The sequence below is a fragment of the Pseudomonas sp. PGPR N4 genome (assembly GCF_059693665.1).
Genome location: NZ_JCAUKV010000005.1, coordinates 329,661 through 350,862 on the forward strand (window position 1 = coordinate 329,661; position 21,202 = coordinate 350,862).

Genomic DNA, 21,202 nt, shown 5'->3' on the forward strand with positions numbered 1-21,202 from the left:
GCGATGGTCGCTGGCCACGTTGGCCAAAACAACGCCCCGGCACTTGGCCGGGGCGTTGTTGCTCGGTTACTTGATGCGCTGGCCTGGCTTGGCGCCGCTGTCAGGGCTGAGCAGGTAGATCTCTTCGCCGCCAGGGCCGGCTGCCATGACCATGCCCTCGGAGATGCCGAAGCGCATCTTGCGGGGCTTGAGGTTGGCCACCATCATGGTCAGGCGGCCTTCCAGCAACGACGGGTCAGGGTAGGCCGACTTGATCCCGGAGAACACGTTGCGACGCTCGTCGCCGATGTCCAGGGTCAGTTGCAGCAGCTTGTCGGCACCCGGTACTGCTTCGGCTTTGACGATCAGGGCCACGCGCAGGTCGACGGCGGCGAAGGTGTCGAATTCGATTTCCGCAGCCAGCGGATCCTTGCTCAGCTCGCCATTGCCAGCAGGGGCGCTGGGCGCCTGGGAGGCGAGCAGGTCCTCCTTGCTGGCGGCGATCATGGCTTCGACCTTGGCCGGTTCGATGCGGCTCATCAGTGGCTTGAACGCATTCAGCTGATGGTTTTCCAGGCGTGACTGGTGATCGTCCCAGCGCAGCGGGGCGACGTTGAGGAAGGCCTCGGCGTCTGCTGCCAGCACTGGCAATACCGGTTTGAGGAAGATCACCAGCTGGCGGAACAGGTTGATGCCTTGGGCGCAGATGGCCTGAACCTCGTCCTGCTTGCCTTCCTGTTTGGCCAGCGACCACGGCGCCTTGTCGGCAATCCAGGCGTTGGCGCGGTCGGCCAGGGCCATGATTTCGCGCATTGCGCGGGCAAAGTCGCGTGCCTCGTAGGCTTCGGCGATTGATGGCGCGGCGGCGGCAAAGGCTTCGGTCAGCTCAGGCGCGGCATCACCGCCGATCATCACACCGGCATTACCTTTGTGGATGAAGCCTGCGCAACGGCTGGCAATGTTCACCACTTTGCCAACCAGGTCGGAGTTGACCTTCTGGATGAAGTCTTCCAGGTTCAGGTCGAGGTCATCGACGCCGCGGCCAAGTTTGGCGGCGTAGTAATAACGCAGGTATTCCGGCGCCAGGTGGTCGAGGTAAGTACGCGCCTTGATGAAGGTGCCACGCGACTTCGACATCTTCGCGCCGTTGACCGTCAGGTAGCCGTGCACGTTGATTGCAGTCGGCTTGCGCAGGCCTGCGCCTTCGAGCATGGCCGGCCAGAACAGGGCGTGGAAGTTGACGATGTCCTTGCCGATGAAGTGATACAGCTCGGTGGTCGAGTCGGCCTTCCAGTACGCATCGAAGTCCAGCTCCGGGCGGCGTGCGCAGAGGTTCTTGAAGCTGGCCATGTAGCCGATGGGCGCGTCCAGCCAGACGTAGAAGTACTTGCCTGGCTCATCCGGGATTTCGAAGCCGAAATACGGTGAGTCGCGGGAGATGTCCCACTCCTGCAGACCGGAGTCGAGCCACTCGGCGAGTTTGTTGGCAACGGCGTCCTGCAGGGTGCCACTGCGGGTCCACTGCTGCAGCATGGCCTGGAAGTCAGGCAGCTTGAAGAAGAAGTGCTTGGAGTCCTTGAGTACTGGCGTGGCGCCAGAGATCGCTGACTTGGGGTTCTTCAGTTCGGTCGGGGCGTAGGTTGCGCCGCACTTCTCGCAGTTGTCGCCGTACTGATCTTCAGCCGCGCACTTGGGGCAGGTGCCCTTGATGAAGCGGTCGGCCAGGAACATGCCTTTTTCCGGGTCGAAGTACTGCGTGACCGAGCGGTTGGCGATGTGCCCGGCGTCGCGCAGGCGGGTGTAGATCATGCTCGACAGTTCGCGGTTTTCATCGCTGTGGGTCGAGTGGAAGTTATCGAAGTCGACCAGGAATTCGGCAAAGTCACTGCTGTGCTCGGCCTGCACGTCGGCGATCAACTGCTCGGGGGTGATGCCTTCTTTTTCGGCACGCAGCATGATCGCCGAGCCGTGGGCGTCGTCGGCGCAGACGTAGGTGCACTGGTTGCCGCGCAGCTTCTGGAAGCGAACCCACATGTCCGTCTGGATGTACTCGAGCATATGGCCAAGGTGAATGGAACCGTTGGCATAGGGCAGGGCGCTGGTGACGAGAATCTGACGTGGCTCGGACATGGTGGCTCGGCTATTACTCTGGCTAGACGGGATACAAAGTTGATCGGCCACTATAAAGCGACAGCGAATATATTTCACCCCATCGACGTACCTGCTGACGATTGACGGGTTAGCATAGGCGCCTGTCTCACCTTCAGATCTTGCCTATGGGAGCCTCCATGAGTGCCGTCACACGTGCCGATGTCGAAGCCGCGCTTCGCCAGTACACCGATCCCTACCTGAACCAGGACCCGGTCAGCGCCGGTTGCGTACGCGCGATCGACATCCAGGGTAGCCAGGTCAGCGTGCAGCTGCAGTTGGGCTACGCCGCCGGGCTGTTCAAGAATGGCTGGGCGCAGGTATTGCAGACCGCTGTCGAGAACATAGAGGGCGTAACTGCCGCCAACGTCTCGATCGATTGTGTGATCAGCGCACACAAGGCCCAGGCGCAAGTGCCCGGCATGGCCAACGTGAAGAACATCATCGCTGTTGCCTCGGGCAAAGGTGGCGTAGGCAAGTCGACCACTTCGGCCAACCTGGCCTTGGCGCTGGCGCGCGAAGGGGCGCGGGTGGGTATTCTCGATGCCGATATCTACGGCCCAAGCCAGGGCGTGATGTTCGGTATCGCCGAAGGTACTCGACCGCAGATTCGTGAGCAGAAGTGGTTTGTGCCGATCAAGGCGCACGGCGTCGAAGTGATGTCGATGGCATTTCTGACCGACGACAACACGCCGATGGTCTGGCGCGGGCCGATGGTCTCCGGCGCCCTGCTGCAACTGGTGACCCAGACGGCCTGGGATGATCTGGACTACCTGGTGATCGACATGCCGCCCGGCACTGGCGATATCCAGCTGACCCTGGCGCAGAAAGTCCCGGTGGCCGGTTCGGTGATCGTGACCACGCCGCAGGACCTGGCCCTGCTTGACGCGCGCAAGGGTGTGGAGATGTTCCGCAAGGTCAACATCCCGGTACTTGGCGTGGTGGAGAACATGGCCGTGCATATCTGCTCCAACTGTGGCCATGCCGAGCACCTGTTCGGTGAGGGCGGCGGTGCCAAGCTGGCCTCGCAATACGGTGTCGACTTGCTGGCGTCGCTGCCGCTGTCGATGCTGATTCGCGAGCAGGCTGACAGCGGCAAGCCGACTGCGATTGCCGAGCCGGAAAGTCAGATTGCCATGGTCTACCAAGAACTGGCGCGGCAGGTCGGTGCACGTATCGTGCTGCAGGAAGCAGCCGCTCCGGCCATGCCGAGCATCACCATCAGCGAAGACTGATATCTCGGCATCCCTGCGTAAGTGGGGATGCCGTTCGCGCTGGTCTGATAGCTAAATTGCAGGCATAAAAAAACCCGCCGAAGCGGGTTTTTTTGAAGCCAGCTGGAATTAACCCAGTTGAACTTCTTCAGCCTGCATACCTTTCTGGCCGCGGGTAGCGACGAAAGTTACGGCTTGGCCTTCTTTCAGAGTTTTGAAGCCGTCAGCTTGGATGGCTTTGAAGTGCACGAACAGGTCGTCACCCGATTGAGGGGTGATGAAGCCGTAGCCTTTTTCATCGTTGAACCACTTGACGGTACCGTTTTGACGGTTGGACATGTGTCTGTCTCCTTGGACAAAGTAATTATCGGCGCAGGAAATGCCCTGGCCGGACTGAGTGCAAAGAGTCGGAAAATTCAGCGATGGGCAGATTGGGATCGTGCATCTAACTAGAGTTCTCGGTGTCACGTGCAGCACAGTGACGTCACCATACCCCACTTTCTTCAGCCTGCCAATGGTCAAACGCGGCTTTGCTCAAAATCGGATCGGCGGCGGCTGCAAGCCCCGTCCGGCGTGGGATACGGCCGGGGAACTTTAACCCGGAGGCCGGGACCGGTAAGATGCGCTTCTCGTTTTTTACCTTGCAGCCTTCAGGACACCCGCCATGAGCATCAAATCAGACAAGTGGATTCGCCGCATGGCGCAGGAACACGGCATGATCGAACCCTTCGTCGAGCGCCAGGTGCGCGGTGACGAAGCCAGCCGGGTGATTTCCTTCGGCGTTTCCAGCTACGGCTACGACGTGCGCTGCGCAGACGAATTCAAGGTCTTCACCAACATCAATTCGGCCACGGTCGACCCGAAAAACTTCGACGCCGGCAGCTTTGTCGACGTCAAAAGCGACGTCTGCATCATCCCGCCGAACTCGTTCGCCCTGGCGCGCACCGTCGAGTACTTCCGCATCCCGCGCAACGTCCTGACCATCTGCCTGGGCAAAAGCACCTACGCGCGCTGCGGCATCATCGTCAACGTCACGCCGCTCGAGCCAGAGTGGGAAGGCCACGTGACCCTGGAGTTCTCCAACACCACCACCTTGCCGGCAAAGATTTACGCCAACGAAGGCGTGGCGCAGATGCTGTTCCTCGAGTCCGATGAAGAGTGCGAAGTCTCTTATAAAGACCGTGGCGGCAAGTACCAGGGCCAGCGTGGGGTCACCCTGCCGCGGACCTGAGCCGACGAGCGCGGGGAATTAGTTGCCCGCAAGGCACTCCAACGGGGTAACAGTTGCGGCGTGCATGACGTACGCCGGCCCCCGTGAGGAGCTGCCTATGAAACTCCATACCACTGTCAGTGCCCAGCTGGCTCATCTCCAGCCTAACCAGATCGGCCTGCTGGCCTGGTCGCTGTTGGCGCAGCCACCACTGCCTGTGCAGGCAGGAGGAGTGCCCGGCCAGCCGGACCCGGACAGCCCGCAGCCGCCTCAGCCGGGTGAGCATCAACCGACCGAGCCGGGTGTACCGACCTTGCCGGACGACATACCGCCTACTCCTGTTGCGTAATTAACGCTGCACTGCCCAGACCCGCTCAGCCCCTGCGAGAAACACGCGGGTGGCTGCGTCGGGTTCGACCGTCCAGCCCCCGGTGAATTCGCCGAATGCGGGCAACAGGCAGACCTCCTTGTTGATTAGAAAGCACGGCAAGCGCAACCGCTGCCGGGCTCTGCCGCGCAGTACGTAAACCGGATGTACGTGCCCTGCCAGCACCGTGTGCGGAGGGTTTGCCGTGGGCTCGTGCTGCAGGGCAAACGGGCCGTATAGCCACGGTTCTTCCTTGATCTCGATGTTCAGTTCCGTCGGTGGGTCGCCGGCATGGCGGTCATGGTTGCCGCGCACCAGAATCATCTGCACCTGAGCATGCCGCTCGCGCCAGGCCTTGAGCTTGGCGATGATCGCCGGCGCCTGAGCGTGGCGGGCGTGCAAGAAATCGCCGAGTACAATCAATTGCTCGCAAGCGTGCTCGGTAAGCAACGCATCAAGGCGGGCGAGGGTGGCATCGGTGGTGCCGCGCGGCACTGGCTGATTCAATGCGCGATAGCTTGCCGCCTTGCCGATGTGCACATCAGCGACCAACAAGGCCCGCCGCGCTGGCCAATACATGGCCTTGTCCGGCAGCAGCCAGAGCGTTTCGCCGCAGTGTTCGATTTCCAGGTGCTGCATAGAAGTCCTTGTATTCAGGGCGAGGCTCAGCTCCCGCGCCGGGTTCGCCCCTTGGGTGCGTCGGCGACTTTTTCCAGATCAGCCACCATCCGTGCAATGCGGTCGGCCAGTTTTTCTGTGCTCAGGGTCTCGCGCATGCCTTCTACCAACAGCGCGAAAGCCAATGGTCCGGGGCGACGCAGGTCGTGCAGATCCAGACGCAGCGTACTCAATTTGAGCAACTGCCGATGCAGCCGCTCGATTTCCAGTTCTTCGCGCAGCACCTCATCCCGCGCTTGGCCGAGCAACAGATTGTCGGCGTCGTGCTTGCGAAATACCTCGTAGAACAATCCGCTGGAGGCCTGAATCTGTCGAGTGCTCTTCTGCGCGGCCGGGTAGCCGCCGAAGACCAGCCCGGAAATCTGCGCGATTTCGCGAAAGCGCCGCAGCGCCATTTCGCCCGCATTCAAGCTGGCCAGTGCATCTTCGAGCAGATCATCCGTGCTCAACGCCCGCGGCAGATACGTGGCCCAGTCGACCGTGCTGGGGCTGACCAGCTCGAAGCCGTAATCATTGACCGCAATGGACACCGACAATGGCTGCACCCGGCTCACGCGCCACGCTATCAGATTGGCCAGGCCCAGGTTGGCCATGCGTCCGGCGAATGGGTACAGAAACAGATGCGAGCCTTGTCTTGAAGTGAATGTCTCGGCCAGCAGGGTGTGCTGGGTGGGCAGCGCCGACCAAGTCGCCTGCAACTCCAGCAGAGGTCGCACGGCGCGCATTTCCGGGCCGTCGAAGTGGTCACGTGCTGCGGCATCCAGGCGCTCCACCAAGGCGTCCGCCAGTTCGCTCGACAGCGGCATACGGCCGCCATTCCAGCGGGCAATCGCCGCCTTGCGAGCGGTACTGCGGCGTACATAGGCAGTCATGTTCTCGACCCGCACCAGCTCCAGCACGCGGCCGGCAAACACCAGCGTATCGCCGGGTTTGAGGCGCGCGATAAATGATTCCTCGACGCTGCCCAGCTGTTTGCCGCCGCCGCCCTTGCTCCAGTATTTGAGCTGAATACTGGCATCGCTGACGATGGTGCCGATGCCCATCCGATGGCGCCGCGCCAGGCGCTCGTTGGCCACACGCCAGATGCCGTCGGCGTGGGCTTCGACGCGCTGGTAGTCAGGGTAGGCCGTCAGCGAGCTGCCGCCATGGCAGACAAAATCCAGTGCCCATTGCCATTGGCTGTCGTGCAGTTCGCGAAAGGCCCAAGTGCTGCGCACTTCCTCGAGCAGTTCTGCCGGGCGAAAGCCGCTGCCCAGCGCCATGCTGACCAGATGCTGCACCAGCACATCCATGCTCAGCCGCGGCGACTGGCGTGCCTCGATCTGGCCGGCGGCCAGGGCATGGCGAGCAGCGGCGGCCTCGACCAGCTCGAGGCTGTGGGTCGGCACCAGGGTAATCCGCGAGGCGCGCCCGGGCGCATGCCCGGATCGACCCGCACGCTGCATCAAACGCGCGATACCCTTGGCCGAGCCAATCTGCAGTACCCGCTCTACTGGCAGAAAATCCACCCCGAGGTCCAGGCTTGACGTGCAGATCACCGCCTTGAGCGAGCCTTGCTTGAGACTGCGCTCTACCCAGTCGCGGGTCTGCCGAGCCAACGAGGCATGGTGCAGGGCGATCAAGCCGGCCCAGCCAGGGCGGTGCTCGAGAAGTGCCTGATACCACAGCTCGGCTTGCGCGCGGGTATTGGTGAAGACCAGGCAGCTTTCACTGGCGTCGATTTCGGCACTGACCTGCTTGAGCATTTTCAGGCCCATGTGGCCGGCCCAAGGGAAGCGCTCGATTGCCTCCGGCAATAACGTGTCGACGACAAAACGTTTGTCCTGACGCCCTTTGACCAGTGAGCCACCGGCGGGCAACAGCACATCGCGGGCGTGCTCAAGATTGCCCAAGGTTGCCGACAGCCCCCATACCACCAGCCCGGGATGCCAGCGGCGCAAGCGCGCCAACGCCAACTGGAGCTGCACGCCACGCTTGTTGCCAAGCAACTCGTGCCATTCGTCGACCACCACCATGCGCAGCTGCGCAAAGTCTTCATTGGCCTGGGCGCGGGTCAGCAACAGGGTCAGGCTTTCTGGAGTGGTCACCAGCGTGCTGGGCAGTCGCCGGGCTTGGCGGGCGCGCTCGGCAGAGCTGGTATCACCACTGCGCACGCCGACGTTCCAGTTCAGTTCCAGGTCATCCAGCGGTGCCTGCAGGGCACGTGCTGTATCCGCTGCCAGCGCACGCATCGGCGTGATCCACAGGACCTGCAGCGGCGCCGGCTTACCGCTCGGGTTGGCCGTGCGCGCATAGGCGCGCAGGGCGGCCAGCCATACCGCGTAGGTTTTGCCAGAGCCGGTGCTGGCATGCACCAGTCCCGACTCGCCACGCTCGACGGCGGCCCAGACCTGGCGCTGAAAGGCGAAGGGTTTGAATCCACGCGTGGCAAACCAGGCGTTGGCAAGGTCGGTTGTGGCGGGCATGCGTGGATCCGTCAAAGGCTGTGTTTCTACAGACCGCCGTGCGTGCCGATTGGTTTACCTGTTAGTTGCCCAACAGGTAACCACTGCGGCAAATCTGCTCCCCCGCGACATGGGCGACGACCATGCCGCTGGTTGCCATGCGCCGAACGCTACGGGCATACAGCAGCCCGGCCTGTTGATTGCGCAGCGAACTGACCTGATCGGTGAGTGGGTCGATCACCTCGGCAATCAGTTGCCCGGCTTGCAGGTACTGGCCGGGTTTTGCGTGGAATACCAGCAGCCCGCCCTGGGGGGTGCTGACGGGTTCCACTGCGGCCAGTGGCGTGGCCGGATGGAGCAGCGCCGGTAATTCGGCCGGTTGCCCTTCGATAACGCCCGCGTGGGTCAGAAAGTCGATGATCGCCTGGCAGTCCTTGGCCGCCAGCGCGTGACAGACGTCGGCTTGCCCGCGCAGCTCCAGCGTGACCGAAATGCCACCGTCGGGGATCGGGTAGCGCTTGCCGAAGCGCTGCTGCAATTGCCACCAGACCAGACTGAAGCACTCATCGAACGACTGCCCGCCCGAGTCGGTCGCGAGCAGGCTGGCTTGCGCCCCGAGGTAGCGCGCCAGCGGCTCGACCCGCGGCCAGGCCTGCGGCGTGGTGTACAGGTGTTCGACCGCTTCGAAGTCGCAGTGCAGGTCGAGGACCATGTCGGCATCGCACGCCAGTCTTTGCAGGCACAAGCGCTGGGACTGCAGCGCGGTACGTACCGGGTGCGCGTCCAGGCCCCGGCGCAGGTGCTCGCGGATCAGCTCAAGGTTGTGGTGCGGGTCCTGCGTCAATTGGCCTTCGAGCTGGTCGCCGATGGTGTCCGAAAGGTCGACGAAGTTGCGGTTGAAGTTCTCCCCGCTGTGCAGCTCGAAGCGGCCCATGGGTGCATCCAGCAGCACTTGCTCGATGCCCAATGGGTTGGCCACTGGCACCAGCAGGACCTGCTGACGCAACAGGCCTTGCTGTTCCAGTTCGAGCAGGCGCTGCTTGAGGTGCCAGGCGACCAGCATGCCCGGCAGTTCGTCGGCGTGCAGCGAGGCCTGTATGTAGACTTTGCCGGCGCCGGCTGGGCCGAACTGGAAGCTGTGCAGGTGCCGGCTGATGCCGGGCGCGGGGCTGAGCAAGCTGTGGGTCGAGTGGTGCATGGGGGTCCTGGGCGCTGGTTGATGATCGGGCTGCGACTGAAGATAGAAGCACAAACTTCGGCGTTGCGCATGCGCGCAGGCAGATCCCGATCACGGTTTTCAGCTCAGCAGGGCCTGCAAGGTGGCCAGGTCGTCGGCTTCCTCGACCGGCTTGTCCAGGCGCCAGCGCAGCATCCGTGGGAAGCGCACGGCGATGCCGCTCTTGTGCCGCTTGGACAGCGCGATGCCTTCAAAGCCCAGTTCGAACACCAGCGTCGGGGTGACGCTGCGCACCGGGCCGAAGGTTTCCACGGTGGTTTTGCGCACGATTGCATCGACCTTGCGCATTTCTGCATCGCTGAGGCCTGAGTAGGCCTTGGCGAATGGCACCAGCGCACGTCCAGGCGTGCCTGCCGGTGCGTCCCACACGGCAAAGGTGTAATCGCTGTACAAGCTCGCGCGCCGGCCGTGGCCACGCTGGGCATAGATCAGCACGGCATCGACGCTGAACGGGTCAATCTTCCACTTCCACCACAGGCCCATGTCCTTGGTCCGGCCAACCCCGTAGAGCGCATCGCGCTGCTTGAGCATCAGCCCCTCTACACCGAGGTTGCGCGACTGTTCGCGCTGCTCGGCCAGGTCGGCCCAACTGTCGCCGGTCAGTAGTGGTGACAGCAGCAGCGGCACTTGCGGGTACTCGGCGACTACCCGCTCCAGCTGGGCGCGCCGTTCGTGCTGCGGGCGGCTGCGCCAGTCATGGTCCTGCCATTCGAGCAGGTCGTAGGCCTGCAGCACCACCGGAGCATCGCCGAGCAGCTTCTTGCCCAAGGTCTTGCGGCCGAGCCGTTGTTGCAGCAGGGCGAAGGGCTGCACGGCGACATCGTCGCTGCTGGAGCCCGGTTTCCACACCAGAATCTCGCCATCCAGCACGGTGCCGTCCGGCAGGCTGCTGGCCAGGCTGTGCAGCTCGGGGAAGCGATCGGTCACCAGCTCTTCGCCTCGTGACCAGATCCACAACTGGCCCTCGCGTTTGACCACCTGCGCGCGGATGCCGTCCCACTTCCACTCCGCCTGCCAGTCGCTGACCGGGCCGAGCAGGGCGTCGAATTGTTCGGTCGGCGCTTGCAGCGCATGGGCCAGAAAGAACGGATACGGCTGGCCGCCGCGCTGGCTGTGCTCGTCGGCCGACTCGGCGGCGATCAGCTTGAGGTAGCTGGCGGGGCTCGGTTTATGGCTGAGGTCGGTATAGCCGACCATGCGCTGGGCCACGCGCTTGGCGTCGAGGTCGGCCAACTGCGCCAGTGCGCGGGTGACCAGCAGTTTCGACACGCCCACGCGGAAACTGCCGGTGATCAGTTTCAGGCAGAGCATCAGGCTCTGCCGGTCAAGTTGCGCCCACAGCACTGGCAGGCGCGCGCGTACCTCTTCCTGGGGCTGGCCGCGCAATGGCAGCAGATGCTGCTCGATCCACTCAGCCAGACCCTGATCACTGGCATGGGCGCTGTCGGGGAGCAGTAACGAAATGGTTTCGGCCAGGTCGCCCACTGACTGATAGCTCTCTTCGAACAGCCAGTCGGGCAGGCCTGACAATTCAATGGCCAGCTCGCGCAACAAGCGGGTTGGCACCAGTTGCCGCGGCCGGCCGCCGGCAAGAAAGTACACCGCCCAGGCAGCATCCTGGGCTGGCGCCTGGCTGAAGTATTCGCGCAAGGCCAGCAACTTGGCGTTGCTCGAGGTAGTGCCGTCCAGGCGCAGGTACAGCTCGGCAAAAGCCTTCATGGCTGAACCTCGCGGGTGTCGTCTTCTTCGCCGTATTCGGTAACGAAGGCCCGCGCGTCCAGGCCTTGCTCGGATAAATAGCGCACCAGCACATTGACCGAACCATGGGTGACCATGACCCGCTCGGCACCGGTCTGGGCGATGGCCCACAACAGCCCCGGCCAATCAGCGTGATCAGACAGCACAAAACCGCGATCGACCCCGCGCCGCCGGCGGGTACCGCGCAGGCGCATCCAGCCGCTGGCGAAGGCATCGCTGTACTCGCCGAAGCGCTTCATCCAACTGCTGCCGCCAGCCGACGGCGGCGCCATGATCAATGCCTCGCGCAGTAGCGGGTCGTTGCGGGCAAAGTCGCCGGCGTAATGGGTCTCTGGCAGGGTCACGCCAGCTTCGCGATAGACCCGATTCAACGGCTCGACCGCGCCATGCACCAGGATCGGCCCGATGCTGGCGTCGAGGCCATGGAGGATGCGCTGGGCCTTGCCGAAGGCATAACAGAACAACACGCTGGCCTTGCCTTGTTCGCGATTGGCCCGCCACCACTGGTTGATTTCGGCGAAAATCACCGCTTGCGGCGGCCAGCGGTAGATCGGCAGGCCGAATGTCGATTCGGTGATGAAGGTGTGGCAACGCACCGGCTCGAACGGCGCGCAGGTGCCGTCGGGCTCCACTTTGTAGTCACCAGAGGCGACCCATACCTCGCCCTGGTACTCAAGGCGCACCTGCGCCGAGCCGAGCACATGCCCGGCCGGGTGGAAGCTCAAGCTCACGCCGTGGTGTTCCAGGCGTTCACCGTAGGGCAGGGTCTGCAGATTGATGTGCTGGCCGAGCCGGCTACGCAGGATGCCGGCACCGGGCGCCGCGGCCAGGTAGTGATTGTTGCCCGAGCGTGAGTGATCACCGTGACCGTGGGTGATCACCGCGCGATCAACCGGGCGCCACGGGTCGATGTAGAAATCACCGGGTGGGCAGTACAGGCCTTCGGGGCGAGCAATCACAAGGTCCATGGCAGGCCGCTGGCTAGGGAGTTATAGCTAGGAGCGTTGCTGGCGCGATGAAGTTCGGATTGTCTGGCTGAGGTTACCCGCACAGCCAGGGCTGTGCGGGCAGTCGGGCGTGGGCTTACTTGCCCGGTACCAGGGTCAGGCGCTGGCTACCGTAGGCACGGGCGAAGTTCTGCGGTTGCAGCGGCAGGCTCATGAAGCGGCCTTTGAACCAGGCGTCCAGGCCATCGCTGTGGTGACGGCTGGCCGGGTTGCCGGACTGACCACTGCTGGTCAGCAGTTGCAGCGGTTCGGCCTGGCCAAAGTCGACGATCATCCGCGCCGAGGCTGGCAGTTGCGTGTCGAAGTTGCTGCCCCAGGCATATGGCGTCAGGGCCAGGGTGCTGAAGTCGCCGCCAGCCGCCATTGGCGCGCGGCTGATAGCGTCACCCAGGCCGTGATAGGCCGGTGCTGGCCAGCGGTACTGGTGCAGCTTGCCCCACTGCCAGGCCTTGCGGTCGGCGCCGAGCAGCGCCGTGCCAGTGTCGATCGCGGCGGCCAGGCTGCGGGCCAGGATCGCCGGTTTGTCTTCCTTTTGCGCGGTGGTGCGGTCATCCCAGAACGGGCTGTCATCGCGGCCCAGCAGGTGATCAGCCTGCGCCGAGTAGGACAACTGCGCGTTGCTGACAAAGGCTTGCCAGGCAGGGCCGGATTCAGGCCCAAGATCGTCGAGGAAGGTCTGTCGGGCCACTTCCTGGAGGAACAGCTGATACAGCGCGGCATCTGCCGACACTGGGCTCAGGCGACCATCGAAAGCTTGCAGCCGAGCCAGCGCGGCATTGGCCTTGTCGCGCTGGGCCGGTGGCAGTGCCGCGATCGCCTGCTTGAGCGGCTGGGCCATGCCGGGTGCGCTGAACATCTGCTTGAGCTTGTCGGCAAACAAGCTGACCTGATCGTTTTGCAGGGCCATCACGCTGCGGCTGTCGTGGCGGCCATTGGCAGCCAGCTGACCGAGACGTTCGGCGCGCTCGGGGTAGTACCAGGTGTTGGACAACTGCATGCCGTAACCCTTGGCCAGGCTGCGCTCGTTGGCATGGCCGAGCCAGCCGGACGGTGGGTCCTGGTCGTACGGGTGGAGCATGGCGTCGGCATAGCCGTCCCAGTCATAGCGCCCATCCCAGCCTGGCGAGGGCAGCAAGCCCTGGCCTTCGCGGCGGTTCGGGTAGCGCCCACTGACCTGCCAACCGATGTGCTGCGGCTCAGCAAAGACGAAGTTGAGCGCCGCTGCGCCGACCTCGCGGGTGCTGTCGAAGGCGCGCTCCACTGAGGTGGCGCGTGTCAGGTCGAACAAGGCGTCGAGGCTGCGATCACCCTTCAGCTGCGGCAGGCTCAGGGCCAGGCCGAGGCCGTTGCCGACAGGCTGGCCGAGCAGGGTGCCATGGCGAGTGTCGTAAAGCACTTCGCGCAGTGGCTGCTGGCCGCGGGCGAAGAAGGTCTCGCTGCGGGCACGCGTTGGCAGCCATTTGCCATCGGCAAGGTAAGTCAGCTGGCTGCCTTGGCGGCGCAGTTGCTCAAGGTACAAATCCTGGTTGTCGGCCATGACCGCGCTGCTGCTCCAGGCCAGTTTGCCGTTGTAGCCGGCCAGCACGATCGGCAGGCCCGGCAACGACAGCCCGGCAACCTGATACTTGCCGGTGTGGATCTGTACCGGGCTCAAGGCCCAGGCGGCGCGGCTGTCACTGGCCAGCAGGCTTTTGCCGCTGCGGCTGCGCTGTGGGCCGAGGGCCAGGTTGACCGAGCCCGGGCTGCCAAGCAGGCCCAGGTCGGCGAGCTTCTGGCTGGCACTGGCCAGGGCAGGCAGGGCAGGCAGTTGGCTGGCCAGGTTGATGCCCTTGAGTTTGTCGACTTCGCCTTCGGCCAGCGGCTCGTCAGGCGCACCCGGCAGCAGCCAGGCGAGCTTGTCGCTGCCGACTTTTTGCGCGAGGGTCAGGGCGCTGAGTTCTTCCTGCAGATTGACTGACTGGCTGAAGGCATACAGGCTGAAGATCAGCGCGCTGTCTTCGGCCTTCCAGTATTCAGGGCGATAACCGCTACGGGCGAGCTCACCCGGCAGCTTGTCGCGGTAGCGGTACAGGTAGGCGTTGACCCCACGCGCATACACTTCAAAGAAGCGCTTGAGCCGCGGCGAAGCGTCGGCGTACAGGGCATTGGCACTCTGCTTGAGATTGGCTGCACGCATCAAACGGTCGATATCCAGCGCTTCTGGCCCGGCCAGTTCCGCCAGGCGGCCCTGAGCCAGCAGGCGCATGCCGAGCATCTGCTCGATGCGGTCGCCGGCGTGCACGTAACCCAGCGTGAACAGCGCATCGTGGAAGCTGCTGCTTTCGATCAGCGGTGCGCCCATGGCATTGCGCCGCAGCGAAACGTTCTGCGCGAGGCCTTTGAGCGGTTGCACGCCGGTGGTCGGCGGCACGCTGTCTTGCACGGCGCTCATCTGGCAGCCGCCAAGACCAAGCAGACCTAGCAGCGCCAGGCTGGCGAAGCGGGGACGCAAAGGAGGAAAAGCGGGGGCGGCCATTGAAGAGGCTCCTGCAAGGTGTGACAAAAAAGGGATTTGGCTGGATCGGAAAGCATCAACCGCAAGCAATCACGGCCAAAGGCTGCAGTTGCTTGCGGCAGCGGTCAGCGAGCGAGGATCAGGCGCCGTGGCACTTCTTGAACTTCTTGTCGCTGCCGCACGGGCACGGGTCGTTGCGGCCAACGTCTTTCAAAGCGTTGCGCACCGGCTCCTGGTGGCCGTGGTTGCAGTGTGGACCGTGCACATGGCCGTGGTCATGATCATGCTGATGATCGTGATCGTGGTTGCAGTCAGGGCCATGAACATGCGGTTGCTGAGTCATTGCAGGTTACTCCGGTAAGAAATCGCCGGGCATTATCTCATCACTGCGCGACAAGTGCAGGCCCCGCCAGATGATCAGCCCGGTATTCAGCTCGGCCTGCAGTGAATAGCGCAGCGGCTGCCTGCTCTTGAGCAGCTTGGCCAGCGGTTTGAGCTGCTTCCACAGGTTGGTGCGGGCGGTGATCTTGAAGGTCCGCCCCTCATGGGCGGCGACGCTGCGCCAGATGCTCGCCTCATCGTCGACCAGCAGCAACTGGTTGAGCCGCACCGAGTAATTCAGGTTGCGGATGAACAGGCGGCTGTCATTGGGGTTGTCGACCCGCAGGTGAATGACGAACTCCTGTTGCAGCAGGCGCGCCTTGACTGTTTCGACCCTGACCAGATGCACCTGTGGTTCGCGCCATTGCTCGCCGCTCCAGCCTGCGCAGCCGGTCAGCAGCAGGACGCAGCTGGTCAGGAGCAGGCGGGCGAGGGCGTTCACGGTCAAGTACCGACGTAACTGGAACAGCACTTCTTGAACTTCTGCCCGCTGGCACAGGGGCAGGGGTCGTTGCGCGTGGCCTTGAGGCCGACCGTTGGGTCAATGAAGTACCAACGGCCATCGCGCTGGACGAATGCCGAACGCTCACGGTGGGCGTGTTCGCCTTGAGCGTCGTGCCAGCGCGCGATGAAGGTGACAAACGCATGCTCAGGCTGACCGCCAAGCACCTCGGCGCTTTCCACCTCAAGCCCCAGCCAGGTGCTTTGCGCGCTCCAGGCAGCAATTGCAGCGCGGTCCAGGCCATCTTGCTGAGCCGGCAGGGTGGTTGCGACCAGGTAATCGATCAGGCCCAGCACGTAACCGCTGTAGCGCGAGCGCATCAATGCCTGGGCGTCTGGCGCCGGGGTGCCGGCATGATAATGCCCGCAGCAGGCGTTGAGCAGGTTGCCACTGCCGCAAGGGCAAACCGAAACACTCATCACGTCACCACCAGTACTTGCCAAAGTTTTCAGGGTTGGCCCAGAACCTGGCGTTGAGCCAGTCAGGGACCTGCTTGTAGTCATGTAGATCATAGGTGAACAGGCTCAACACCTGCTGCTCGCGGCCGAATTTCTCGCTGGCCGACATCGCCAGCGAGAAGAACTCGGTGTCCTGCCAGCCGCAGGCGCTCAAGTCGGCCAGCACCGCCAGGCGACTGGCATTCAGATTGCGGATGCCTGCCAGCAGTTCCAGGCCGGTGCGCTTGGGCAAGTGCTCAAGGCAGTCGACCAGCACCGCCAGGTCGAAACGCTGGGCGGCGAGTGGATCCGGCAGTACGCCTGGCGCTGCCACTTCGATGACCACCTGTGGGTGCGCCTGGGCAAAGGCATCCAGCGCCGGGAAGCGCGTGCCCACCAGCAGCAGGCGCTGCGGCTGCACGCGCTCGAGCAAGGCGGCGAGGGCTTGTTGCGGCGTGCGTTGGGAAAAACCGTCGGTCATTGCCTATCTCCGTTCAGGGTCGCCAAGCCTAGCTGGCTAGAGCTTGCCGGCAAAGGGCTGTGGCACACCAGCATGGCTCATTGCTGGCAGATCGGGAATGCGCGGTCTTTACTGGCACAGATCGGCCTTATGCCGATTCCCTCTAGGAGATGCAACAGATGAGCATAGTTCGCACGGCGATACCCTTGGTGCTGCTGACCAGTGTGTTGACTGGTTGTGCAGGTTTGCAGAAAACCGACTGGCCGACATGTGCTGCCGTCGGGGGTGTGGGCGGCGCCGCCCTTGGCGCTATCGAAAGCTCGAGCTGGGCCGGCTGGGGCGCGCTGCTTGGCGGTGGCCTGGCCGCCGGCTACTGCTGGGCCAATGGCGACGGTGACGAAGACGGCGATGGCGTGCCGGACAGCCGCGACAAGTGCCCGGGCACCCCGCGTGGGGTACAGGTCGATGCCAATGGCTGCCCACCTGAACCGGTAGCAGTGGTAGAAGAGGTGGTCGTGGTCAAGGAAGAAGTCATCGTCATCCGTGACGTGCACTTCGAGTTCGACTCTGCGCGGCTGACTGCGGCCGACAAGGAACGCCTCAATACCATCGCCACCCGCCTCAAGCAGGAAGCGGCGAGCACCCGACTGAGTGTCACCGGGCACACCGACAGCGTTGGCTCCGACACGTACAACCAGAAGTTGTCCGAGCGCCGCGCGCATTCGGTTACTGACTATCTGGTCGAAAGCGGCGTGCCGCGCAGCAGCGTGGTGTCGGTAGTCGGTGCCGGCGAAACCCAGCCAGTGGCCGACAACGCTACTGCTGAGGGGCGTGCCATGAACCGCCGGACCGAGATCAAGATCGAGCGTTGACCGTCGGTGTGCAACTGGGTGCCGGGCCTGAGGCAATGCTTGGCGGGCGCCCATCAATGAAGTTACTGTGGACGAAGATGTCGGCTTGCCGGTGGACCGCTGTGCGGTCTTCGCGGGTGAACCCGCTCCCACAGGATTGCGCAACTGTACCTGTGGGAGCGGGTTCACCCGCGAAGGGCCGCACAGCGGCCCCAACAGGCTTAACTGACTGGCAAAGGAGGGCGGGGTATGAAATTTATCCTGGGGCTGGGCAAGGCCCTGACGGTTGTGTTCTGGTGGGTGGTGCTGGTCAATCTGCTGATGCCGCAGCCGCTGCCGTTCAATCTCCTGATCAATGCAGCGGGCATCCTTTTGCTTGGCCTGCATATGCTCGAAGTACTGTTTTTCAACGCCAGCCTGCGCAACCGTAGCCACCGCTGGTTCGATCGTCTGCAGATTTTGCTGACAGGAATTTTTCACGTGATGTCGATTCCCAAGCCTCAGGAGGCGCCCCGCCGTGCGTAAATTGATGTTGTTGGTGGCCTTGGCCAGCCCATGGGCCCAGGCAGACAGCCTGGATGTTGCTGCCAACTCGGTGATGCGCCTGGCCAACAAGGCCGGCACTGTTCATCTGCAACACCTGCGGGTGGCGGATTCGGCAACCTTGCTGTTGCCGGCGTCACTGACCTCGCTCAAGGTCGAGCAACTGGAACTTGGCCAAGATGCGCGCATTGCCGTCGCTCCGGCCGACACGGAATTGACCATCGAAGCAGCCTCGGCGCGCTTCGCCAGCGGCAGCGAGATCAGCGCCAATGGCGCGCCGGGTAGCTATGAACGCGCCGCGCGCAGCGGCCGCAGCCTTGACCTGCAGTTGCATGCACTGGACGCCGAGCAGTTGTCGATCGACGCCCGTGGTGGTGCCGGTGCGCCGGGCTATGTGGGCCTGGATGGCGCCAATGGCAAGGCCGGTGGCTGCACCTGGGGCCAGGCCAGCCGCGGCGCTGATGGCGACAATGGTGGCAACGGCCATGACGGTGCAGCGGGTGGGCGGATTCGTCTGGCGGTGCCGGCTGACTATCCCGAGCAGCGCATTGTCGTACGCCTGGATGGGGGCCTGCCGGGCAAACCGGGCGCAGCGGGCAAACCTGGCGCAGGCGGCGCCAGCAAGGGTTGCCTGGTGTATAGCACCGACGCTGGGGCCAAGGGCCGGCCGGGCGTTGAAGGCCAGGCCGGCCTGGCGGGCGCAGAGGGTGAGTTGATTCTGCGACGCCTGTAACCGGGTTTGCCGCCGCGCAGTTTGCCTGCGCGGCGCACCGTTCAGAGCGGCAGACGCAGGCTGGCAACCGCTACCACGGCGAGCCCCAGCAGCAGGTTGATACCCACCAGCCGGCGAATCCGCCCCAGCGCAGCAGCACCTGCCGGCCAATCCTCGGCCTGCACCGCGGCACGCAAGTCAGGCAGCAGCAAGGCCTGCACGCGCAGGAACAAGGCAAACATAACGATCGCCCCGCCCATCATCAGTTGCACGTACTTGGGCGCAGTTTCGAAACCGCTGAAGCGCATGTGCAACATGCCGATACCACTGATCGCCAAAATCGCCACAGCGACCCAGACCCAGACAAAGAAGCGTCGGAAAACTTCCAGCCACAAGCGCAACCGTGCCGGCCCCTCCAGGGCTGCAACCGTTGCCGGGCGCAGGATCAGCCAGGCGAAAAACATCCCGCCGACCCAGACCAGGGCGGCTAGCACATGCAGGGTGTAGGGTAGGGTGAAGCTCAGCATCGGGATCTCCATGCGGCATAAAGGGCGCGAGCGGGGTATGATAGCCGCCCATGCAAAACACTGAAAATATATCCAGCCCTTCGGGCGCCTGCAGACCATGATCAGCAACGAACTCAAAGCCACCATCCAGGGCGCCTATTCGCGTTTTCTCGAAGCCAAGAGCCTCAAGCCACGTTACGGCCAGCGCCTGATGATTGCCGAAGTAGCGAAAGTGCTTGGCGATATTGCCTGCGACGACGAAGGTCGACGCTCGGGTGACCCCGCCGTGGTTGCCGTCGAGGCGGGCACTGGTACCGGCAAGACGGTCGCCTATGCCCTGGCGGCCATCCCCGCCGCCAAGGTCGCCGGCAAGCGCCTGGTGATTGCCACCGCCACCGTGGCGCTGCAGGAGCAGATCGTCTTCAAGGATCTGCCTGACCTGATGCGCAACAGTGGTCTGAACTTCAGCTTTGCCCTGGCCAAGGGCCGTGGCCGCTATCTGTGCCTGTCCAAGCTCGACGTACTGTTGCAGGAAGGCCACGCCCAGTCGGCCACTGCGCAGCTGTTCGAGGAAGAAGGCTTCCATATCGAAGTCGACGAGCGCAGCCAGAAGCTGTTCAACAGCATGATCGAGAAGCTCGCCGGCAACCGCTGGGATGGCGACCGTGACAGCTGGTCGGAAACCATCGAAGACCCGGACTGGGCGCGCCTGACCACCGACCACAGCCAATGTACCGGCCGTCACTGCCCGAACTTCCAGCAGTGCGTGTTCTACAAGGCCCGAGAAGGCATGGGCAAGGTCGATGTGATCGTCACCAACCACGACATGGTCCTGGCTGACCTGGCCCTGGGCGGCGGCGCGGTGCTGCCTGACCCACGCGACACCATTTATGTGTTCGACGAAGGCCATCACCTGCCGGACAAGGCGATTGGTCATTTTGCCCATTATTCGCGGCTGCGCTCGACCGCCGACTGGCTTGAGCAGACGGCCAAGAACCTGACCAAGCTGCTCGCCCAGCACCCGCTGCCGGGCGATCTGGGCAAGTACATCGAACAGGTGCCGGAGCTGGCGCGTGAAATCCGCACCCAGCAGCAGTTCATGTTTACCCTTTGCGAGCAGATTGCAGACTTCAAGCCCGGTGAAGACACCGAAGGCCGCGAGCGGCCACGCTACCGCTTTGAGGGCGGGGTGGTGCCGGAGCATATCCGCGAAGTCGGCATCGAGCTGAAAAAGGGTTTTTCCCAGCTCAATGACCTGTTCACGCGCCTTGCAGACCTGCTCAAGGAAGGCATGGATGGCGAGAAGAATATCGGTATCGCCAGCCACCAGGCCGAAGAGTGGTACCCGCTGTTCGGCAGCCTGGTGACTCGGGCTCAGGGCAACTGGGAGCTGTGGACGGCGTTCACCGCCGAGGACCCGGAAGACAGCCCGCCGATGGCGCGTTGGCTGACCCTGGCCGAGACCGGTGCGCTGTTCGACATCGAGGTAAACGCCAGCCCGATCCTCGCAGCTGAGATGCTCCGGCGCAGCCTGTGGAGCGTTGCCCACGGCGCCTTGGTGACGTCGGCAACGCTGACCGCGCTGGGCAAGTTCGACCGCTTCCGCATGCGCTCCGGCCTGCCAAGGGACGCAGTAACCTGTGTGGTGCCGAGCCCGTTCGTGCACGGCGATGCCGGGTTGCTGCGGGTGCCTGATCTGGGCGCCGATCCGCGCGATGCTGCCGGGCACACCGCCGCGATCATCCGCGAACTGCCGGCGATGCTCGAAGAGGCGCGGGGTGCGCTGGTACTGTTCTCGTCGCGCAAGCAGATGCAGGACGTATTCGATGGCCTTGATCGTGACTGGCGCAAGCTGGTGCTGATTCAGGGCAATCTGTCCAAGCAAGAAACCCTGAACAAGCACAAGGCGCGGGTCGACGACGGCCAGCACAGCGTGCTGTTCGGTCTGGCCAGTTTCTCCGAAGGGGTCGACCTGCCTGGCGCATACTGCGAGCACGTGGTGATCGCCAAGATCCCGTTCTCGGTGCCGGATGACCCGGTCGAAGCCGCTCTGGCCGAGTGGATCGAAGCGCGCGGAGGTAATCCATTCATGGAAATCGCCGTACCCGACGCCTCGCTTAAGCTGATCCAGGCTTGTGGTCGCCTGCTGCGCACCGAGCAGGACCGCGGCGTGATCACCTTGCTCGATCGGCGCCTGGTCACTCAGCGCTACGGCAAGGCTATCCTCAACGCGCTACCGCCGTTCCGGCGGGAAATTTCCTGACGGCTGGAGCG

Annotated in this window: 20 protein-coding genes; 7 read left to right on the forward strand and 13 right to left on the reverse strand. The window is 63.6% G+C overall.

Going from position 1 to position 21,202, the window contains the following annotated elements; all coding sequences use genetic code 11:
• Positions 1-66: 66 nt before the first annotated feature.
• Complete coding sequence (gene metG / locus AC58X1_RS19960) at positions 67-2,109, reverse strand: methionine--tRNA ligase (RefSeq protein ID WP_497429355.1); 2,043 nt, start codon at positions 2,107-2,109, stop codon at positions 67-69.
• Between the two features lie 158 nt (positions 2,110-2,267).
• Between metG and apbC the strand changes: the two genes are divergently transcribed.
• Complete coding sequence (apbC, locus tag AC58X1_RS19965) at positions 2,268-3,362, forward strand: iron-sulfur cluster carrier protein ApbC (protein WP_101321829.1); 1,095 nt, start codon at positions 2,268-2,270, stop codon at positions 3,360-3,362.
• Between the two features lie 108 nt (positions 3,363-3,470).
• Here apbC and AC58X1_RS19970 read toward each other — a convergent pair whose 3' ends face one another.
• On the reverse strand, positions 3,471-3,680 hold the full coding sequence (locus AC58X1_RS19970) for a cold-shock protein (RefSeq protein ID WP_101321828.1): 210 nt from the start codon (positions 3,678-3,680) through the stop codon (positions 3,471-3,473).
• A gap of 325 nt (positions 3,681-4,005) precedes the next feature.
• On the opposite strand from AC58X1_RS19970, the gene dcd reads away from it, so the two are divergent.
• Positions 4,006-4,572, forward strand: a complete 567-nt coding sequence (dcd, locus tag AC58X1_RS19975; protein ID WP_101321827.1) for a dCTP deaminase — start codon at positions 4,006-4,008, stop codon at positions 4,570-4,572.
• 97 nt (positions 4,573-4,669) lie between these two features.
• On the forward strand, positions 4,670-4,900 hold the full coding sequence (locus AC58X1_RS19980; RefSeq protein ID WP_101321826.1) for a hypothetical protein: 231 nt from the start codon (positions 4,670-4,672) through the stop codon (positions 4,898-4,900).
• Here the strand turns inward: AC58X1_RS19980 and pdeM are convergent, their stop codons facing one another.
• From pdeM to AC58X1_RS20030, 10 genes are all read right to left on the reverse strand, one after another.
• A complete protein-coding gene (gene pdeM, locus AC58X1_RS19985; RefSeq protein ID WP_150572235.1) occupies positions 4,901-5,557 on the reverse strand; it encodes a ligase-associated DNA damage response endonuclease PdeM in 657 nt (218 codons plus the stop codon).
• A 26-nt stretch (positions 5,558-5,583) separates the two neighbouring features.
• Entirely contained in the window at positions 5,584-8,061 is a 2,478-nt protein-coding gene (locus AC58X1_RS19990; RefSeq protein ID WP_497429356.1) for a ligase-associated DNA damage response DEXH box helicase, read from the reverse strand.
• Positions 8,062-8,122: 61 nt separating this feature from the next.
• Positions 8,123-9,238 carry a succinylglutamate desuccinylase/aspartoacylase family protein gene (locus tag AC58X1_RS19995; protein WP_188036558.1) on the reverse strand — a complete coding sequence of 372 codons (1,116 nt, stop codon included), beginning with the start codon at positions 9,236-9,238 and terminating at the stop codon, positions 8,123-8,125.
• Between the two features lie 99 nt (positions 9,239-9,337).
• On the reverse strand, positions 9,338-10,996 hold the full coding sequence (locus tag AC58X1_RS20000) for an ATP-dependent DNA ligase (RefSeq protein ID WP_150570559.1): 1,659 nt from the start codon (positions 10,994-10,996) through the stop codon (positions 9,338-9,340).
• Positions 10,993-12,003 carry a ligase-associated DNA damage response exonuclease gene (locus AC58X1_RS20005; RefSeq protein ID WP_497429357.1) on the reverse strand — a complete coding sequence of 337 codons (1,011 nt, stop codon included), beginning with the start codon at positions 12,001-12,003 and terminating at the stop codon, positions 10,993-10,995. Before AC58X1_RS20005 ends, AC58X1_RS20000 begins: the two co-directional genes overlap by 4 nt.
• Positions 12,004-12,118: 115 nt before the next feature.
• Entirely contained in the window at positions 12,119-14,557 is a 2,439-nt protein-coding gene (locus tag AC58X1_RS20010; protein ID WP_220632450.1) for a penicillin acylase family protein, read from the reverse strand.
• A 118-nt stretch (positions 14,558-14,675) separates the two neighbouring features.
• Complete coding sequence (locus AC58X1_RS20015; protein ID WP_101321819.1) at positions 14,676-14,879, reverse strand: SEC-C metal-binding domain-containing protein; 204 nt, start codon at positions 14,877-14,879, stop codon at positions 14,676-14,678.
• Positions 14,880-14,885: 6 nt separating this feature from the next.
• Positions 14,886-15,359, reverse strand: coding sequence for an LEA/WHy family protein (locus AC58X1_RS20020; RefSeq protein ID WP_101321818.1), 474 nt, complete (start codon positions 15,357-15,359; stop codon positions 14,886-14,888).
• A 2-nt stretch (positions 15,360-15,361) separates the two neighbouring features.
• Positions 15,362-15,838, reverse strand: a complete 477-nt coding sequence (locus AC58X1_RS20025; protein WP_497429358.1) for a YchJ family protein — start codon at positions 15,836-15,838, stop codon at positions 15,362-15,364.
• 4 nt (positions 15,839-15,842) lie between these two features.
• The gene (locus AC58X1_RS20030) at positions 15,843-16,337 is read right to left on the reverse strand and encodes a DUF6231 family protein (protein WP_150572240.1); all 495 of its coding nucleotides are present in this window, start codon (positions 16,335-16,337) and stop codon (positions 15,843-15,845) included.
• 158 nt (positions 16,338-16,495) lie between these two features.
• Here AC58X1_RS20030 and AC58X1_RS20035 point away from each other — a divergent pair, with 158 nt between their 5' ends.
• The 3 genes from AC58X1_RS20035 to AC58X1_RS20045 all read left to right on the forward strand — a co-directional run bounded on the left by AC58X1_RS20035 (position 16,496) and on the right by AC58X1_RS20045 (position 18,443).
• Positions 16,496-17,188, forward strand: a complete 693-nt coding sequence (locus tag AC58X1_RS20035; RefSeq protein WP_103438335.1) for a PA1041 family peptidoglycan-binding anchor lipoprotein — start codon at positions 16,496-16,498, stop codon at positions 17,186-17,188.
• A gap of 228 nt (positions 17,189-17,416) precedes the next feature.
• Positions 17,417-17,692: a DUF1145 domain-containing protein gene (locus AC58X1_RS20040; protein ID WP_101321814.1), complete on the forward strand. Its 276-nt coding sequence runs from the start codon at positions 17,417-17,419 to the stop codon at positions 17,690-17,692.
• On the forward strand, positions 17,685-18,443 hold the full coding sequence (locus tag AC58X1_RS20045; protein WP_259076180.1) for a collagen-like protein: 759 nt from the start codon (positions 17,685-17,687) through the stop codon (positions 18,441-18,443). Before AC58X1_RS20040 ends, AC58X1_RS20045 begins: the two co-directional genes overlap by 8 nt.
• 41 nt (positions 18,444-18,484) lie before the next feature.
• Here the strand turns inward: AC58X1_RS20045 and AC58X1_RS20050 are convergent, their stop codons facing one another.
• Complete coding sequence (locus AC58X1_RS20050; RefSeq protein ID WP_101321812.1) at positions 18,485-18,949, reverse strand: CopD family protein; 465 nt, start codon at positions 18,947-18,949, stop codon at positions 18,485-18,487.
• Positions 18,950-19,046: 97 nt separating this feature from the next.
• On the opposite strand from AC58X1_RS20050, the gene dinG reads away from it, so the two are divergent.
• Entirely contained in the window at positions 19,047-21,191 is a 2,145-nt protein-coding gene (dinG, locus tag AC58X1_RS20055) for an ATP-dependent DNA helicase DinG (protein ID WP_101321811.1), read from the forward strand.
• The last annotated feature ends 11 nt before the right edge of the window (positions 21,192-21,202 follow it).

What these genes read in the sequence shown, in the direction of transcription:
- metG (WP_497429355.1), bottom strand. Translation starts at nt 2,109, where the DNA reads ATGTCCGAGCCACGTCAGATTCTCGTCACCAGCGCCCTGCCCTATGCC.
- apbC (WP_101321829.1), top strand. Translation starts at nt 2,268, where the DNA reads ATGAGTGCCGTCACACGTGCCGATGTCGAAGCCGCGCTTCGCCAGTAC.
- AC58X1_RS19970 (WP_101321828.1), bottom strand. Translation starts at nt 3,680, where the DNA reads ATGTCCAACCGTCAAAACGGTACCGTCAAGTGGTTCAACGATGAAAAA.
- dcd (WP_101321827.1), top strand. Translation starts at nt 4,006, where the DNA reads ATGAGCATCAAATCAGACAAGTGGATTCGCCGCATGGCGCAGGAACAC.
- AC58X1_RS19980 (WP_101321826.1), top strand. Translation starts at nt 4,670, where the DNA reads ATGAAACTCCATACCACTGTCAGTGCCCAGCTGGCTCATCTCCAGCCT.
- pdeM (WP_150572235.1), bottom strand. Translation starts at nt 5,557, where the DNA reads ATGCAGCACCTGGAAATCGAACACTGCGGCGAAACGCTCTGGCTGCTG.
- AC58X1_RS19990 (WP_497429356.1), bottom strand. Translation starts at nt 8,061, where the DNA reads ATGCCCGCCACAACCGACCTTGCCAACGCCTGGTTTGCCACGCGTGGA.
- AC58X1_RS19995 (WP_188036558.1), bottom strand. Translation starts at nt 9,238, where the DNA reads ATGCACCACTCGACCCACAGCTTGCTCAGCCCCGCGCCCGGCATCAGC.
- AC58X1_RS20000 (WP_150570559.1), bottom strand. Translation starts at nt 10,996, where the DNA reads ATGAAGGCTTTTGCCGAGCTGTACCTGCGCCTGGACGGCACTACCTCG.
- AC58X1_RS20005 (WP_497429357.1), bottom strand. Translation starts at nt 12,003, where the DNA reads ATGGACCTTGTGATTGCTCGCCCCGAAGGCCTGTACTGCCCACCCGGT.
- AC58X1_RS20010 (WP_220632450.1), bottom strand. Translation starts at nt 14,557, where the DNA reads ATGGCCGCCCCCGCTTTTCCTCCTTTGCGTCCCCGCTTCGCCAGCCTG.
- AC58X1_RS20015 (WP_101321819.1), bottom strand. Translation starts at nt 14,879, where the DNA reads ATGACTCAGCAACCGCATGTTCATGGCCCTGACTGCAACCACGATCAC.
- AC58X1_RS20025 (WP_497429358.1), bottom strand. Translation starts at nt 15,838, where the DNA reads ATGAGTGTTTCGGTTTGCCCTTGCGGCAGTGGCAACCTGCTCAACGCC.
- AC58X1_RS20030 (WP_150572240.1), bottom strand. Translation starts at nt 16,337, where the DNA reads ATGACCGACGGTTTTTCCCAACGCACGCCGCAACAAGCCCTCGCCGCC.
- AC58X1_RS20035 (WP_103438335.1), top strand. Translation starts at nt 16,496, where the DNA reads ATGAGCATAGTTCGCACGGCGATACCCTTGGTGCTGCTGACCAGTGTG.
- AC58X1_RS20040 (WP_101321814.1), top strand. Translation starts at nt 17,417, where the DNA reads ATGAAATTTATCCTGGGGCTGGGCAAGGCCCTGACGGTTGTGTTCTGG.
- AC58X1_RS20050 (WP_101321812.1), bottom strand. Translation starts at nt 18,949, where the DNA reads ATGCTGAGCTTCACCCTACCCTACACCCTGCATGTGCTAGCCGCCCTG.
- dinG (WP_101321811.1), top strand. Translation starts at nt 19,047, where the DNA reads ATGATCAGCAACGAACTCAAAGCCACCATCCAGGGCGCCTATTCGCGT.